Source organism: Amycolatopsis ponsaeliensis, from assembly GCF_030182635.1.
In the GTDB taxonomy this organism is placed as follows: Bacteria; Actinomycetota; Actinomycetes; order Mycobacteriales; family Pseudonocardiaceae; genus Amycolatopsis; species Amycolatopsis ponsaeliensis.
Genome location: NZ_JAPZLD010000008.1, coordinates 61693 through 77876 on the forward strand (window position 1 = coordinate 61693; position 16184 = coordinate 77876).

14 protein-coding genes are annotated in these 16184 nt (G+C 72.1%); 6 read left to right on the top strand and 8 right to left on the bottom strand.

Features of this window, described 5'->3' with window-relative positions:
* The first annotated feature begins 124 nt into the window (after positions 1 to 124).
* The gene (locus tag QQ657_RS13970) at positions 125 to 1606 is read left to right on the top strand and encodes a flavin-containing monooxygenase (protein ID WP_284742535.1); all 1482 of its coding nucleotides are present in this window, start codon (positions 125 to 127) and stop codon (positions 1604 to 1606) included.
* Here the strand turns inward: QQ657_RS13970 and rpmJ are convergent.
* From rpmJ to QQ657_RS14000, 6 genes are all read right to left on the bottom strand, one after another.
* On the bottom strand, positions 1597 to 1719 hold the full coding sequence (gene rpmJ / locus QQ657_RS13975; RefSeq protein ID WP_284742536.1) for a 50S ribosomal protein L36: 123 nt from the start codon (positions 1717 to 1719) through the stop codon (positions 1597 to 1599). The two genes, QQ657_RS13970 and rpmJ, sit on opposite strands and share 10 nt — an antisense overlap.
* Positions 1720 to 1809: 90 nt before the next feature.
* Entirely contained in the window at positions 1810 to 2979 is a 1170-nt protein-coding gene (locus QQ657_RS13980) for a VWA domain-containing protein (protein WP_284742537.1), read from the bottom strand.
* The gene (locus QQ657_RS13985; RefSeq protein WP_284742538.1) at positions 2976 to 5156 is read right to left on the bottom strand and encodes a DUF5682 family protein; all 2181 of its coding nucleotides are present in this window, start codon (positions 5154 to 5156) and stop codon (positions 2976 to 2978) included. Before QQ657_RS13985 ends, QQ657_RS13980 begins: the two co-directional genes overlap by 4 nt.
* Positions 5153 to 6238, bottom strand: coding sequence for an ATP-binding protein (locus tag QQ657_RS13990; protein ID WP_284742539.1), 1086 nt, complete (start codon positions 6236 to 6238; stop codon positions 5153 to 5155). Before QQ657_RS13990 ends, QQ657_RS13985 begins: the two co-directional genes overlap by 4 nt.
* Complete coding sequence (locus QQ657_RS13995; RefSeq protein WP_284742540.1) at positions 6235 to 7620, bottom strand: DUF5691 domain-containing protein; 1386 nt, start codon at positions 7618 to 7620, stop codon at positions 6235 to 6237. The genes QQ657_RS13990 and QQ657_RS13995 overlap by 4 nt, the downstream gene beginning before the upstream one ends.
* A gap of 49 nt (positions 7621 to 7669) precedes the next feature.
* Positions 7670 to 8989 (bottom strand): SWIM zinc finger family protein, encoded by a 1320-nt coding sequence (locus QQ657_RS14000; protein ID WP_284742541.1) that lies wholly within the window; start codon positions 8987 to 8989, stop codon positions 7670 to 7672.
* Positions 8990 to 9124: 135 nt separating this feature from the next.
* Between QQ657_RS14000 and QQ657_RS14005 the strand changes: the two genes are divergently transcribed.
* Positions 9125 to 9628 carry a PadR family transcriptional regulator gene (locus QQ657_RS14005; protein ID WP_284742542.1) on the top strand — a complete coding sequence of 168 codons (504 nt, stop codon included), beginning with the start codon at positions 9125 to 9127 and terminating at the stop codon, positions 9626 to 9628.
* Positions 9628 to 10227, top strand: coding sequence for a GyrI-like domain-containing protein (locus QQ657_RS14010; RefSeq protein WP_284742543.1), 600 nt, complete (start codon positions 9628 to 9630; stop codon positions 10225 to 10227). Before QQ657_RS14005 ends, QQ657_RS14010 begins: the two co-directional genes overlap by 1 nt.
* Before the next feature lie 6 nt (positions 10228 to 10233).
* Here QQ657_RS14010 and QQ657_RS14015 read toward each other — a convergent pair whose 3' ends face one another.
* On the bottom strand, positions 10234 to 12300 hold the full coding sequence (locus QQ657_RS14015; protein WP_284742544.1) for an AMP-binding protein: 2067 nt from the start codon (positions 12298 to 12300) through the stop codon (positions 10234 to 10236).
* A gap of 256 nt (positions 12301 to 12556) precedes the next feature.
* Positions 12557 to 13507 (bottom strand): helix-turn-helix transcriptional regulator, encoded by a 951-nt coding sequence (locus tag QQ657_RS14020; protein WP_284742545.1) that lies wholly within the window; start codon positions 13505 to 13507, stop codon positions 12557 to 12559.
* A gap of 85 nt (positions 13508 to 13592) precedes the next feature.
* Here QQ657_RS14020 and QQ657_RS14025 point away from each other — a divergent pair, with 85 nt between their 5' ends.
* From QQ657_RS14025 to QQ657_RS14035, 3 genes are all read left to right on the top strand, one after another.
* On the top strand, positions 13593 to 13988 hold the full coding sequence (locus tag QQ657_RS14025) for a VOC family protein (RefSeq protein ID WP_284742546.1): 396 nt from the start codon (positions 13593 to 13595) through the stop codon (positions 13986 to 13988).
* Positions 13989 to 14061: 73 nt separating this feature from the next.
* A complete protein-coding gene (locus QQ657_RS14030) occupies positions 14062 to 14811 on the top strand; it encodes a 3-hydroxybutyrate dehydrogenase (RefSeq protein ID WP_284742547.1) in 750 nt (249 codons plus the stop codon).
* Positions 14812 to 14855: 44 nt separating this feature from the next.
* Positions 14856 to 16184, top strand: a complete 1329-nt coding sequence (locus QQ657_RS14035) for an MFS transporter (RefSeq protein WP_284742548.1) — start codon at positions 14856 to 14858, stop codon at positions 16182 to 16184.

The following is a 16184-nucleotide window of genomic DNA, read 5'->3' on the forward strand; positions in this document are numbered from 1 at the left end:
CGGGGCTTCGCCCCGGCCGGGGGCTTCGCCACCCGGACCCTCCGAAAACTGAAGAGGTCTTCCCCGCCGGGCCGGTGCCCCGACCCGGCTCGGCGGGGTCCCCACCTCCGTTACGCTGGATTTCATGACCACCGCCGAGCACGTGGACGTCCTGATCGTGGGCGCCGGCCTGTCCGGGGTCGGCGCGGCCTGCCGGCTGCAGGAGCGGCTGCCGGGCAAGACGTACGCCATCCTCGAGGCGCGGGACACCATCGGCGGCACCTGGGACCTGTTCCGCTATCCGGGCATCCGGTCCGATTCGGACATGTTCACCCTCGGCTACCCGTTCCGGCCGTGGAAGGACCCGAAGGCGATCGCCGACGGCCCGTCGATCCTGACGTACATCCGGGAGACGGCGGCGGCGCACGGTGTCGTCGACCGGATCCGCTTCGGCCATCGGGTCGTGCGGGCTTCGTGGTCGTCTTCTGACGCGCTCTGGACGGTCTCGACCGAGCACGGGGCGACGTTCACGTGCCGGTTCCTGTACCTGTGCAGTGGTTACTACTCGTACGAGTCCGGGCACGTCGTCGACTTCCCGGGCCGCGCCGAGTTCGCGGGCGAGATCGTGCACCCGCAGCACTGGCCCGCTTCGCTGGACTACACGGGCAAGCGGGTCGTGGTGATCGGCAGCGGCGCGACGGCGGTGACGCTGGTCCCGGCGATGGCCGAACGCGCGGCCAGGGTGACGATGCTGCAGCGTTCGCCGTCGTACATCGTGGCGCGGCCGGGCCAGGACGCCCTCGCCGACCGGATCCGCGCGCTGCTGCCGGAGAAGCTCGCGCACCGGGTGGTGCGGGGCAAGAACGTGGTCATGGGGACGCTGTTCTTCCAGCTCATGCGGCGGCTGCCGCGCCGGGCGGCCCAGGCACTGCGGGACCGCGTGGCGGCGCAGCTGCCGGCGTCGATCCCGGTGGACCCGCACTTCGTGCCGTCGTACGACCCGTGGGACCAGCGGCTGTGCCTGGTGCCGGACGCGGACCTGTTCCGGGCGCTGCGCTCGGGCAAAGCGGACATCGTGACGGACCGGATTTCGCGGTTCACGGCGTCCGGAGTGCTGGTGGAGTCGGGCCGCTCGCTGGACGCCGACATCATCGTGACGGCGACGGGCCTGCGCCTGGTGGCCTTCGGCGGGATCGCACTGACGGTCGACGGCCGCGCGATTTCTCCCGGCGACCAGCGGGCGTACAAGGGCATGATGTTCGGCGGCGTCCCGAACCTGGCGTGGTGCGTGGGCTACACGAACAACTCGTGGACGCTCCGGGCCGACCTGACGTCCCAGTACATGTGCCGGCTGCTGGGGTACTTGGACCGGCACGGGTACGCGTACTGCGCCCCGGACGCGGCGTCGGCTTCCACGGCGGGCCGGCCGCGGCCGATCGTGGACCTGGCGTCGGGGTACATCAAAAGGGCCGCCTCCGGCCTGCCGAAGCAAGGCGAGAAGCGGCCCTGGATGATGCGCCAGAACTACTTGCTGGATCTGGCCGACATGCGGTTCAACCGCGTGGACGACGGCGTGATGCGTTTCGGCCGCGCGGAGGACCGGGCAGCCGCGCCGAGTCAGCCCTGACGAGCCTTCGAGCGCGGGTTGTCCTTGTTGATCACGAACACGCGGTTACCGCGCCGGATCACCTGGGCGCCCGGCTGACGGGCGAGCGAACGGACCGAGCTGCGAACCTTCATGGTGAGCCGTCCCTTCCTGGTCGGCGGTGCGGGCCCCGAGTGCGTCCCGCTCTCCTCTCAACCGCCGGCCAGTCGGTTTCATTCCGCAACTCAGCTGGTCTCCCGGGCCACCCAAGCCTGCAGGTCGTCACCCCGGATCGCTGCCGCCATCAGCTCCGGGAACTGGTCCGGGGTGCACGCGAACGCCGGGATGCCCAGCTCCGCCAGGGCCGCCGCGTTCTCGTGGTCGTACGACGGCGCGCCCGAGTCGGACAGGGCCAGCAGCGTCACCACCTGGACGCCCGTGCCGGCCAGCTCCGCGATCCGGTGCAGGAGCTCGTCCTCGTTGCCGCCCTCGTACAGGTCGCTGATCAGCACCAGCAGCGTCCGCTCGGGGCGTTCGACCAGGCCCTGGCAGTACGCGATCGCCCGGTTGATGTCCGTGCCGCCGCCCAGCTGGGTGCCGAACAGCACGTCGACCGGGTCGGCGAGGTGCTCGGTGAGGTCCGCGACCTCCGTGTCGAACGCGACGAACGACGTCTTCAGCGCCCGCATCGAGGCCAGCACCGCGCCGAACAGTCCCGAGTACACCACCGACTCCGCCATCGAGCCCGACTGGTCGACGGCCAGGATGACGTCGCGCTGCACCGCTTGCTGACGCCGGCCGTACCCGACCAGCTGCTCCGGCACGATCGTGCCCAGCTCGGGGGAGTAGTGCTTGAGGTTCCGGTGGATCGTGCGCGCCCAGTCGACGTCGCCCGGCCGGGGCCGCTGCGTGCGCGACGCCTTGTCCAGCGCGCCCTTGATCGCCGCGCGCGTGCGCTCGGCTAGCCGCTCCTCCAGCTCCTCGACCACCTTGCGGACGACCTCGCGCGCGGTCTCCTTGGTCTCCTCCGGCAGCACGCCGTTCAGCGACAGCAGCGTCCCGACCAGGTGGACGTCCGGCTCGACCGCCGAGAGCAGTTCCTTCTCCAGCAGCATCCGAGTCAGGCCCAGCCGGTCGACCGCGTCGCGTTGCATCACCTGCACGACGGTGCTCGGGAAGTAGCGCCGGATGTCGCCCAGCCAGCGTGCGACCCGCGGCGCCGACGCGCCCAGGTTCGCGCTGCGCGGCCCGCCCGCCGCCTCCTCGTCCGGCTTGTCGTAGAGGGCGGCGAGTACCGAGTCGACGCCACTGTCCTCATCGGACAGTTCCGCGTCGGACAGCCCCGACCCGGCGCCCGCGCCCTCGGCGCCCAGCACCAGCCGCCAGCGCCGCGTGCGCTCGACATCGGTGTTCACACCCCCACCCCCAGCAAAGTCGCCAGCACCGGCAGCACCCGCTCGGCCCGGTCCTCGTCCAGTTCTTCGGCCATCGCCACGACCGTCGTGGCGCCGGTGAGCCCGGCCGCGCGGTCCCCGATCGCTCGCTTCTCGGGCCCGCTGAACGCGCCGAACGTCCGGCGCAGCAACGGAAGCACCTCGGTGAACACATCGGCGTGGATCGCCGCGAGCCACGCGTCGATCACCCGCAGCAGGCCTTCGTCGTGCACCAGCAGTAGCGCGCCGCCGTCGAAGAAGCCCTCGACGTACGCCGCGCCCGCCGAGGGCGCGATGCCCGGCGTGAGCGCGCGGCCCAGCCGCAGTTCGATGTCCAGCGCGTCGAGCAGCCCGGCGTCGTGCAGGATCCGGGTGAGCCGGCCGGCCAGCAACGGGGGCAGCGACGGCCGTTCGGCCAGCCGCGCCAGCGCCGCGAGCCAGCGCTCCTTCGGGTCGTCGCCCAGCAGGGACGTCGCGTCGTGCACCCCGTCGACGAGCTGGGCCATGCGTGCCGCGGCGTCGTCGTCGATCCCGTGCGTCGCCGGCGGCAGCCCGGCGCAGATCCGGTCGAGCATGCGGTCGGCGACCGCGCGCAGCGCACCGGTGTCGGTGCCGCGGACGTTCCCGTAGCGGGTCGCCCTGGCCAGCGCGGGCAGCGCCGACATGAGCCGGGCGACGTCCGCGTCCGCCGCCGCCCGCGCGTCGAGGGCCGCGAGCGCCTCGGGAAGCGCCTCGGGCAGGTCGGCGAGCAGGCAGTTCTCGACGGCCGTGGTCACCTCGTCCAGCGGGGGCGTGCCCTCGACGGTGTCCCGGACCGCCGCCGTGGCCGCCGACGGCACGGTGGTGCCGTGCACCGCGGCCGCGACCAGGTCGACCTCGAACGCCGGTTCCCAGCACAGCGCCCAGGTCTCCCGGAACGTGCCCCGGTTCCGCCGCGCCGACGCCTCCCGGCTGCCCCACTCGATGCCGAGGATCCGCAGCCGGTGCAGCAGCTTCGAGCGGTCGAGCCCGCCGGGCGTGCGCAGGTCGAGGTCGAGCTCCTTGACGATCGGGTCCTTCTTGAGCCGCAGGCGTTTCGCCGTCGCGGTCAGGTCCGCGGCCAGCGGCGGCTGCGGGACCCGGTCGGGCACCTCGCCGAGCCGTTCGCCGACCACCAGCCGCCGCGTGACCAGCTCGACCTGCACCTCGTCACCGCCGCAGAGGACGGATCGGGTGGCTTCGGTGACCTCGGCCAGCCCGGCCGACGACCGTCCGCGCAGCGTCGCCAGGGTTTCGGACAGCCGGACCGCCTCGATGACGTGGGCAGTCGAGACGGGCAGGTCTTCCTCCCGCAGCACCGCCGCGACGCCGGTCAGCCAGCGCGTGGTGACGTCCTGCGCCGTGGTGAAGAGGTGGTGGTACCAGCCCGGCGAGCGCACGCCCGCGCCGTAGCCGCTGGCTGTCGCGAGGCGCCCGTGGGTCCACGGCACCCACGTGCACGCGACCTTGCGCTTCGGCAGTCCTTTGAGGACGGTCTGGTCGTGCGACGCCGGCGGCAGCGGGTCGGCGAGTGCGGGCACGTGCCAGGCCCCGCAGACGACGGCGATGTTCTCGAAGCCGTCCTTGCGGGTGCGGCGCAGCACCGACCGCATGTAGGCCTCGCGCCGCGCTTCGTTGCCACGCGGCGGTTCCTCGTCCTCCCGCAACGCGGTCATCGCCTCGGCGATCACCTCGAACGGGTTGTCGTCGCCGCGCCGCGACTCGACGACGTCGTCCCACCAGCGTTCCGGGTCGTCGTACCCGCCGGCCGAGGCCAGCGCGGCCAGCGGGTCGCCGGGCGGCCCGGCGTGCTCGTCCGGCACCGCGGCGAACGTGTTCGCGGCCGGGAGATCGCAGAACCGCACCGGGATCCCGGCTTCGCGCGCGTAGGCGAGCGCCTGCCACTCCGGGCTGAAGACGGCGAACGGCCAGAACGCGGCGCGCGAGACATCGTCGGTCGCGTACGCCAGCAGTGCGACCGGCGGCGCCATTGCCGGGTCTTCGGTCAGCTCGACCAGGACGTCGGCCTCGGGCGGGCCTTCGATCAGCACGACGTCGGGTTCGAGCTGCGCGAGCCGCGTCGCCACGGCCCGGGCCGAACCCGGGCCGTGGTGGCGGATGCCGAGCAGGTGCGTCGTCACGAAAGCTCCTGGCCCGCCCGGTAGAAGTCGGCCCAGCCGTCGCGCTCGCGGATGACCGTCTCGAGGTACTCGATCCAGATCGCGCGGTCGGCCACCGGGTCCTTGACCACGGCGCCGTGGATGCCGGCCGCGACGTCGTGCGGGCGCAGCACGCCGTCGCCGAAGTGCGTGGCCAGCGCGAGGCCGCCGGTCAGGACACTGATGGCCTCGGCCGTCGACAGCGTGCCGGACGGGGACTTCACCGCCGTGCGGCCGTCCTCGGTGCGGCCTGAGCGCAGCTCGCGGAACACGGTGACCACCCGGCGGATCTCGGCCAGCTCGGCGGCTTCCACCGGCAGCTGCAGCGACGTGCCCAGCTCGGCGACGCGCCGGCTGACGATCTCGACCTCCGCCTCGGCGCTGTCCGGCAGCGGCAGCACGACGGTGTTGAACCGCCGCCGCAGCGCGCTCGACAGCTCGTTGACGCCCTTGTCGCGGTTGTTCGCCGTCGCGATCAGGTTGAAGCCCGGCCGCGCCTGCACCTCGGTGCCCAGCTCCGGGATCGGCAGCGTCTTCTCGGACAGGACCGTGATCAGCGAGTCCTGGACGTCGGCCGGGATGCGCGTCAGCTCCTCGAGCCGGGCGAGCTTGCCGTCCCGCATCGCGTGCAGCAGCGGGCTTTCGACGAGCGCGGCGGCGCTCGGGCCTTCGGCGATCAGCCGGGCGTAGTTCCAGCCGTAGCGGATGGACTCCTCCGACGTGCCCGCGGTGCCCTGCACCAGCAGCGTCGAATCCCCGCTGATCGCGGCGGAGAGGTGCTCGGACACCCACGTCTTCGCCGTGCCGGGCACGCCGAGCAGCAGCAGCGCGCGATCGGTGGCGAGCGTCGCGACGGCGACCTCGATCAGCCGCCGCGGGCCGACGTACTTCGGCGTGATGACGGTGCCGTCGGCCAGCGTGCCGCCGAGCAGGTACTCGACGACGGCCCACGGGGACAGGTTCCAGTTGGGCGGCTTGGCCCGGTCGTCGGCGGCGGCCAGCGCGGCCAGCTCGGCGGCGTGGTCCTGTTCGGCGTGCGGCCGGAGGACGGTGGCGGCGGTCATGCGAGCTCCTCGTACATTTCGCGGCGGAAGTTCAGCGTTTCGGTGAGCGCCCGGCGCCACGGACCGGCGTCCATGGTCAGGCGGGTGGTGGCGAGCGGGTGGCGGAGGCACGCCGCGGGGACCGCGCGGGCGATCACGACGGCGGCGTGCGAGACCAGGCGATGGTCGTCCTGGCGGGCGATCCAGTCGAGCAGGGCGGTGCCGAGCTCCTTCGTCCACGGCCGGGGCAGCTCGTGCACCAGCCGCGCGAACGACTCGACGGGCAGCCGGCTCACCAGGTGCCCCACGGTGGCGGCCTGGCTCCCCGGGCTCAGCACGCCGAGCAGCGGGGGCGTGGTGCGGCCGCCGGGGTCGGCGCCGATCAGCGCCTGCGCCCAGGTTTCGTCGCGCTGGCGCAGGGCCGCGGTGGCCCAGGAGTCGCGTAGCACGCCGGCCGGGCAGCCCTCGACGGTCATCCGCACCACTTCGGCGGGCGGGCCGAACTCGGTCCAGAAGGCCAGGGGAGCGGCGGCGGCGAGGGTGCGCAGCCGGACGGTGCCTTCGCCGCGTTCGCCTTGGGGGACGGACACTTCGAGCACCCGGCCCTTCCGGCGGACGAGCGGTCGCAGCCGGTCGGCCATGGTCTCGCCGTACCGCGTGCCGGGCAGCCGGCCGAGCAGGTCGGCGGCCCGTTCCCGGACGGCGGCGGCCCGATCGGTGAGGGCGGCTTCGAGGAAGGTTTCGTCTTCGGCGCCCACGTGTCCGGCGAGCACGCCGAGGAAGTCCGACCGGACGTCGGCGGGTTCGCTCTTCCAGGACCCTTGGAGTGCTTCACGGGCGGCGGCGGGCTCGTCGGCCAGCTTGGCGGCCAGCCAGCGGCGGCGCTGGGCGAGGCTGCCGTACTGCCAGACGTCTTGTCCTTCCTCGGGCGGCGCGGAAAGGAAGGCCCAGTCCGGGTTGCGCTGCCCGAGCCACGCCCCGACCGGCCCGGCGACGGCGACGAGCGGCCCCCGCAGAGCGGCCTTGCTGCGCGCGGCTTCGGCGAGCAGCGGGAGGGTTTCGGGCGGGACGCGGTAGTCCGTGCCGGCGACGATGCCGAGCCATTCGAGCAGGAGATCGGGATGGCTGGCGGCGAGCAGCCGGGCCAGCCGTTCCCGCGCGAGCGGAGGGACGAAGGGCCGCTCGTCGGCCGCGGCGACGGGCAGGGGACGGACATCGTGGAGCGGCCGGCGCCCGGCCCGCCGGTAGGTGGTCAGGACGGCCGCCGCGGAGAGAAGCTGTTCCGCGGGATCGGCACGGTCTGCGATGAGGTCCTGGACGGCGGGTGGCTGGGTGGCGGGGTCGAGGGTGCGCCGGCGGGTGCCGAGCAGCGCGGTGCCGACGAGGTCTTCCCAGGCTTTCACGGTCGGACCTCCTGTTCGTGATCGTGGTTCGGGGAACGGAAACCGGGAGTCACAGGCGCACCGCCCGGTCGTCCTGCCAGCACATCAGCGGCCGCAACCCTGACTGGCTCCACTCGCCCGCCACCGTCAGCGGCTTGCCGGCCGACATCGCCAGCAGCGACCACGGGAACGCGTACGGCACCAGCGGCAGTGCGGTTCCGTCCTTTTCGGACAGACACCAGCCGCCCGCGTGTTCGGCGGGGGTCACGTCGGACAGCAGGACCGGCCAGCGTTCCAGCCACGGGTCCGCCGCCATCGCCCGCGCGTACGCCGCCAGCGCCTCCGAGATCGAACCGCCCTCGGCGGCCGGGGCCGGCAGTGGGATGCCGCGCTCGGCCACCAGTGCTCGCATGGGCGCCGCGCCCGGGTAGAACGCCAGCTCCGCCGTCAGCAGGTGCCCGGGTGGCAACGACGCGTCCAGCGGACGCCCGGGCGGCGCGAACGACAGCACCAGCGCGTCACGGCCCGTGAGCCGGCCGCGCAGCCACGTGCGGCGCGTCAACAGCCGGTCGTTCTCCTCGTCGGCCGCGCCCGTGATCAGCCACTCGTCCGACACACGCTCGCCGCTTTCCAGGACTCGCGCCGTCTCCACCGAGAAACCGAGCCGCGTCCGGACCGTCTCCGCCAGTGGAACCGGCAGCGAAGCCAGCCGGGTCGCCGCGTCCGCCAGCAGGTACAGCAGCGACAGCTCGCCGAGCAGCGCCTCCGGCCAGTCGCGGCGGCCGACGATCCCCGCCGCCCGGCGAAGGCCGCCTGCCAGGCCGGACGCCTGGGCGTCGACCATCCGCGCGGCCACCGTGCGCAGCTCTTCACCACCGCTGCGCTCGAAACCGGCGAAACCCGCGCCGATCCGGTCGGTCAGCCAGACTTTCAGCTCGGCGACACCGCCTTCGACGCGCGCGGCGCGTTCACCGGCCCGGCGCGCGGCGGCCTCTTCGTCCTTGGGGCCGGCCGCTTCCGCGCGTTTTTCGGCTCGCTGGGCGCGATCGGCGCGTTCGGCGAGCCAGGTGTGCACCCACTCGGGCGGCTCCGCCGTGTCGAGCTGCCGCGCGGCCCACAGCATCAGCAACCCGAGCGCGTGCTTGCACGGGAACTTCCGGCTGGGACAGGAACACCGGAACGCGGGCTCGGCGAGCTCGACACACGTCTGGTACGGCTTTTTGCCGCTGCCCTGGCAGAATCCCCACACGGCGTCTTCGGACGCACCCGCGCCCGACCACTTCGCCGGCGCGGCCAGCGCCCGGCCCGCCTTCTCCGAAGCGGGATCCGGCGCGAGCCCGGCCACGCGTTCCGCGGTCCACGGCACCGCCGTCACCACCTGTCCCCCCACTGGTTTCCTTTGCCATCCGGTCGGATTCCCCAGGTTAGTGGCCCGGGGAGGCTTACCCGGTGAAGCATGCCAGCACCCACCGACAATTTCCGGCGACCTTGACCAGAGTCAGTATTCTAGAGCTAGAATAGTCCGGTGCTGACCGACGCGGAACTGACGGTGCTCGGCCTCGTGGTCGAGCGGCCGAGGCACGGCTACGAACTGGACGAGGTCGTCTCGGAACGCGGCATGCGCGACTGGACCGCCCTCGGCTTCAGTTCGATCTACTACGTGCTCGGCAAACTCCGCGACCGCGGCCTGGTCGCCGAGGTCGCGGGGGAGCGGGCGCACGCGAAGGCCAAGAAGACGTACACGGCGACGGACGCGGGCCGGCGGGCGTGTGCGGAGGCCGCGGAGGCGGCCATCGCCGAACTGCGCCCGGTGCACCCGCCGGTGCTGGCCGGGCTGGCCAACAGTCCGGCCATCCCACCCGAGCGGCTCGCGAACGCGCTGGCCCGGCGCGCCGAAGCGGTGGCGCAGCGGCTGGCCGAGGTCCGCCGCGCGGCCGAGGTCGAGGCCCCGCCGTTCGTCCGGGCGATCTTCGACTACTCGATCGCGCAGCTCGAAGCGGAAGCCGCGTGGCTGGAAGGAATGACCTGATGCCCTACGACGTCAAGAAGGACCTGAAGCAGCTGTACGCGCCGAAGAACACCGACTGGGCCCTGCTCGACGTGCCCGAGCAGCAGTTCCTCGCGATCGACGGCCGCGGCAACCCGAACACCGCCGAGAGCTACGCGCGAGCCGTCGAAGCCCTCTACGCCTTCGCCTACACGATCAAGATGACGACCAAACGCACCGGTGAGGACTTCGTCGTCGGGCCGCTGGAAGGCCTGTGGTGGGCCGAGGACTACACCGCGTTCACCGTGCGGGCCAAGGATTCCTGGCAGTGGACGATGCTCATCTCCCAGCCTGCGTGGATCGGCGAGGACGCGGTCGAGGAAGCCCGGGAATCCGTGCGGCGCAAGAAGAAGATCGACGCGCCCGTCCGGCTCGAGAAGCTGCACGAGGGCCGGTGCGCGCAGGCGCTCCACGTCGGCTCGTACGACGACGAAGGTCCGCTGCTCGCCCGCCTGCACGGCGAGTTCCTCGAGCGGCAAGGGCTCGAGCCGGCCGGGCTGCACCACGAGGTCTACCTCGGCGACCCACGGCGCGTGGAGCCGGCGAAGCTCAGGACGGTACTGCGCCAGCCGGTCGGTTGAGGGGCCTCAGTACTCGCTGCTGACCGGCCAGGTGTCGTCGTGCAGCAGGCGCTTGAGGATCTTGCCCGTCGCGTTGCGGGGCAGGTCCGGCACGAAGTACACGTCACGCGGGACGGCGAACCGGGCCAGCCGCTGGTGGATGTAGGCCCGGATGTCCTCCGCGTGCAGCGAGGCGCCGCGCCGCGGGACGACGTACGCCGCGAGGCGCTGGCCCCATTCCGCGTCCGCCACGCCGACGACCGCCGCGTCGTGCACGCCGGGCAGCGCCACCAGCGCTTCCTCGACCGGACGGGGGAACACGTTCTCGCCGCCGGACACGATCATCTCGTCGGCGCGGCCGGTGACGAACAGGCGGCCCGCCGCGTCGAGGTAGCCGACGTCGCCGGTGGCCATCAGGTCCGCCGCGCGCGCCGGGTCCTTGCTGTTGGTGTAGCCGTCGAACAGCATGTCGTTTCCGACGAAGATCTGGCCCTCGCCACCCGGCGGGACGGGCTTGCGGTCCTCGTCGAGGATCGCGACGCGCGTGCCGAGCGGGCAGCGCCCGGCCGTGCTCGGCGCCGCGCGCAGGTCGCCCGGGTCGGCGATGCTCGCCCAGGACACCTCGGTCGAGCCGTAGAAGTTGTAGAGGACGTCACCGAAGGTGTCCATGAACTGCGTGACGAACGTGCCGGACATCGCCGACCCGCTGCTCGCGACGATCCGCAGCGACGACAGGTCGTAGCGCGCCCGCACCCGCTCGGGCAGGTCCATGATCCGCTGCAGCATGATCGGCACGGCGAACAGCGCGTCGCACTTCTGCTCGGCGATCGCCCGCAGCGTCTCCTCGGCGTCGAACTTGCGGATCAGCGCGAGTGACGCCCGCAGCGCCATGCCGAGCTGCATCGCGGCGAGGCCCCAGCTGTGGAACAGCGGTGCCGCGACGAGGATCCGGTCGCCGGCGCGCAGCGGGATGCGGTCGAGGATCGCCGCGGCCGTCCCCATGCCCTTGGGCGTGGGGCGGCGCGCGCCCTTCGGCGTCCCGGAGGTCCCGGAGGTGAGCACGACCACCCGGCCCGGCCGGTCGACCGGCTTGGGCGGGTCGGCGGGCGCGGCGTGGATCAGCTCGTCGACGGTCGGGTAGCCGGTTTCGGCGTCCGGCCACGTGCTGATCCGGGCGAACTCGCCCGGGACGTTCGCGATGGTCTGGGCGAACTCGTCGTCGGCCAGCACGGCGGCGGGCCCGTGCTCGGCGAGGACGTCCTTGACCGAAGCCGCGGACAGGCCGGTGTTGAGCAGGATCAGGTCGGCGCCGAGCTTGCTGGCGGCGACGAACGACTCGACCATCGCGGCGTGGTTGCGGCACATCAGCGCGATCCGGTCGCGTTCGCCGACGCCGAGCTCGCTCAGCCCGTTCGCGAGCCGGTCGCTGCGCTCCTGGACCTGCTTGAACGTGCGGAGGCTGCGCTCGTCGTGCAGGGCGGGCTCGTCGGGGACGCGGGCCGCGGCGGCCTGGTAGCCGCCGGCGATGGTGGCGCCCCACTGCGCGAGGGAGTTGAGCTGGCGGGCGATCTTGTCCGGACGGCCCGCGCTGAGAACGCCGGCGCGCACCAGGACGCTCGCGGTGCGCAGCTTCGTGGCCTTGTTGCCGTCGCTGTCGGCGCTGGGGTCGGACTCCCCGCCCAGGTACAGGTCGAGGCGCCGCCCGAGGGCGCGGACGTCCTTCTTCACCGACGACACCAGATCCTGGTGCGACGGCGGCAGCATCATCCGGACGAACAACTCGGTCTTGCCGCCGGCCAAGGGTCTCAGCTCGACCGAGACCCACGCGCCTTCGTCGGGGACGCCGCACCACACGACGTGCTCGCCCGGCCGGTACACGACGGCTTGGACCTGCGCCTCCATCATGCGTCCCCGCTCGGGGGCGATCCGGATCACGCCCCGGGGCCCCCGGCCGCGCGCGGCGTGCTCGTGGATCTCGCACCCGCTGATCTCGGGGACGAACCGCGAATACCATTCCGGCGATCCGACGATCTGCCACACCACGTCCGGCGTGTGCCCTACTACTGCACTCGCCTCGACCACATCGTCACGCATCTTGGTCTGCCCTCACCGAAGTGTCACCGAACACACGTTCAGGTCACGGAGGCGTCACAGTAACAGCAAACGGGTGATCCCGGATACTCCGAACGGCCAGATACCGGAGGGTAACGGACACTCGTAGTAGGTCCTCCTAATGTCCACTGTGGAGTGATAAACGCCGTTCACCGAGGATAGCGGCCACGGGGCGTGCGCGCAGTCGCTCGCCGGTGTCTTGAATGACTCATTCAGGACGTGGGAAGACCTGAATGAGTCATTCAAGACATTTGGGTGCGTACCGGGCAGTGAGCTCGGAACCCAGGCGGGCCAGCTCGGCTTTCACGGAGTCCGGGGACTCGACCTCGACGAGCGCGCCCCAGCCCGCCAGCTCCTGCGCGATCATGACCGGCGCGGGCGCCGCGACCCTCGCCCGCACCCGGTCGCCCGGCAGGTCCGCGACCAGTTCGCAGTGCCGGTCGAACCGGTCGCGCAGCACGCCGAAGTGGCGGCGGCCGAGCACCACGTCCGCGGTGAGCAGTGACCGGCGCCGTTCGATTTCTTCGACGACTTCTTCCCACACCTTCGCCAGTTCGAGGTCCGCCGGGCGGTCCGCGGCCTCGTCGGTGGCGGCTGCCTCGACGATCCGATCCACCCGGAACGTCCGGCGGCCCTTTGCTGTCCCCGCGACCAAGTACCAGACGTCGTCCTTGTCGACGAGGCCCCACGGGTCGACGAGCCGTTCCGTCTTCTCCCGTCCGGCGTAGGTGAGCCGGACGCGGCGGCGCGCGATGACGGCGTCTCGCAGCAGCGAGACCATCGGCGGCCGGTCCTTCACGCGCTCGCCCCAGCCGGCCTGGTCGACGAGGACGGCGTCGGCGGCCGCGGAGGCGTCCGCGCGGAACGTCCCTGGCAGCGCGCCCATCAGCTTCCGCAGCGCGGACTTGACTTCGGGGGCCGCCGCCGCGGCCGGGCCGGCCAGGAGGAACAGTGCCTGCGCCTCGCGCGCGGTCAGGCCGGACAGGTCCGTGCGCGCACCCCCGACCAGCCGCCACCCCCCGCCGCGGCCAGGCTGCGGGTACACGGGCACTCCCGCCGTCGAGAGCGCTTCGAGGTCGCGCCGCGCCGTCGCGACGGAGATTTCGAGCTCGGCCGCGAGTTCGGCGGCCGTGACGCGGCCGCGCGTCTGCATCAGCAGGAGGGTGGCCACGAGACGGTCGGCGCGCATGGGAGAAGTCTCGCAAACAAAGTGCTCAATCGGTGCGCACTTTCACCGCGCATGATGGCTCCACACCGATCGCAAGGGAGCAGACATGCTGCGAGGAATGGCCACCGTCTCCTACTTCGCCGACGACCACGCGGCCGCGCAGGCCTGGTACACCGAGTTCCTGGGGATCGAGCCGTACTTCCAGCGGCCCGGGTACGCCGAGTTCCGGATCGGCGACTACCAGCACGAACTCGGCCTGATCGACCGCAAGTACGTCCCGGCGAGCCGGGGTGGGGCGAGCGGCGAGATCGTCTACTGGCACGTCGACGACCTCGAGGCCACCGTCGCGCGCCTGCGCGAACTGGGGGCGAAGGAGCACGAGCCGATCACCGAGCGCGGGCCCGGGTTCGTGACGGCGTCGTTCGTCGACCCGTTCGGCAACGTCCTGGGCGTCATGACGAACGTGCACTACCTGGCGGTGCTCGACGAGTGTCGGTCGTGACCACAGGATCTTGACGGGTTGTGGCTCTCGCACACATGGTCCGCGACCCGGGTCACGCTTACCGTTCCCGTCCATGACCAGCGATCTGGACGGGCGCACCGCCCTCGTCACCGGCGGGGCCGGCGGTATCGGCCTCGCCTGCGTCCGCGCCCTCGCCGCGGCCGGGGCCAAGGTGCACGTCGTCGACATCGACGGCGAGCGCACCGAAGCCGTCGCCGCCGAGGTCGGGGGCTGGGCGCACGTCGCCGACCTGACCGATCCCGGCACGATCGACGCCCTCCCCGCCGAGGTCGACGTCCTGGTCAACAACGCCGGGATCCAGCACGTCGCGCCGCTCGAAGACTTCCCGCCGGACGTGTTCGCCCGCATCCAGGCGCTGATGGTCACCGCTCCCTTCCTGCTCATCCGGCACACGCTCCCGTCGATGTACGCGCGGGGCTTCGGCCGGATCGTCAACATGTCGAGCGTCCACGGGCTTCGCGCCTCCGCTTTCAAATCCGCGTACGTCGCCGCCAAGCACGGGCTCGAAGGCCTCTCGAAGGTCGCCGCGCTCGAAGGGGCCGAACACGGCGTCACCAGCAACTGCGTGAACCCCGGGTACGTGCGCACCCCGCTCGTCGACGGGCAGATCGACGCGCAGGCCGCCGAGCACGACATCCCGCGCGAGGACGTCGTCGCCGAGGTCCTCCTCCGGCGCGCCGCCATCAAGAAGCTCATCGAAGCCGACGACGTCGCTTCCCTGGTGACGTGGCTGTGCTCGCCGCACGCCGGCCACGTCACCGGGGCGTCCATCCCGCTCGACGGCGGCTGGACCGCTGCCTAAAAACCGCCTGAGTGTCGCTCAACCACAAGGAAGTGGAGCCCGCAGTGAGTCAACCGAACCGGTCGGCGATCGCCAAGATCGTCGGCGCGAGCCTGATCGGCACCACCATCGAGTGGTACGACTTCTTCCTCTACACCTCGGCCGCCGCGCTGGTGTTCAACAAGCTGTTCTTCCCGACGGCGAACCCGCTGACCGGCACGCTGCTGGCGTTCCTGACCTACGCCGTCGGGTTCCTCGCCCGCCCGGTCGGCGGCCTGGTCTTCGGCCACTACGGCGACCGGCTCGGGCGCAAGAAGCTCCTGATCGTCAGCCTGGTGCTGATGGGCGGCTCGACCTGCCTGATGGGCGTGCTGCCGACGTACGCGAGCGCGGGCGTCGCGGCACCTCTGCTCCTCACGCTGCTTCGTCTCGTCCAGGGCTTCGCGCTCGGTGGCGAGTGGGGTGGGGCGGTCCTGATCGTCTCCGAACACGGTGACGACCGCCGCCGCGGGTTCTGGGCGAGCTGGCCGCAGTGCGGCGCGCCCGGCGGCAACCTTCTCGCGACCGCCGTCCTGGCGATCCTGTCGGCTACCCAGTCCGACGCGACGTTCATGGCCTGGGGCTGGCGCGTCCCGTTCCTGCTCTCGGGCGTGCTGCTGCTGATCGGGCTCTGGATCCGGTTGGCCGTCTCCGAGTCGCCGGTGTTCCTCGCCGCCCAGAAGCAGGCCGAGCACCGCGCGGACAAGCACGTGCCGGTCGTGGAGGTCTTCCGCAACAGCTGGCGCCAGGTGCTGATCACGATCGGCGCGCGGATGGCCGAGAACGTCTCGTACTACGTGATCACGGCGTTCATCCTCGTGTACGTCACGACCGGGCTGCACCTGCCGAAGGGCGTCGGCCTGAGCGCGGTGCTGATCGGCTCGGCCGTGCACTTCGTGGCGATCCCGCTGTGGGGCGCGCTGTCCGACCGCGTCGGGCGCCGTCCGGTGTACCTGTTCGGTGCGATCGGGATGGCCTTGTGGGGTTTCGCGTTCTTCGCGCTGCTGGACACGAAGTCGTCGCCGGTGATCGTGCTGGCCGCGACCGTCGGGCTGGTGCTGCACGGCGCGATGTACGGCCCGCAGGCCGCGTTCTTCGCCGAGCAGTTCCCGACGCGGGTGCGCTACACCGGGCTTTCCGTCGGCGGCCAGTTGTCGTCGATCGCCGCGGGTGCCGTCGCCCCGCTGATCGCCGTCGCGCTGTTCTCCGCCTGGGGCAGCACGATCCCGGTGTCGCTGTACGTCGCGGCGATGTGTGTGATCACGGTGATCGCCCTGCTCGCGGCCCGCGAGACGCGCGGCGAATCGCTGCACGACGAGGGCGTCGAGGCGGAGCCGGCGGCCGTTTCGCCCTAG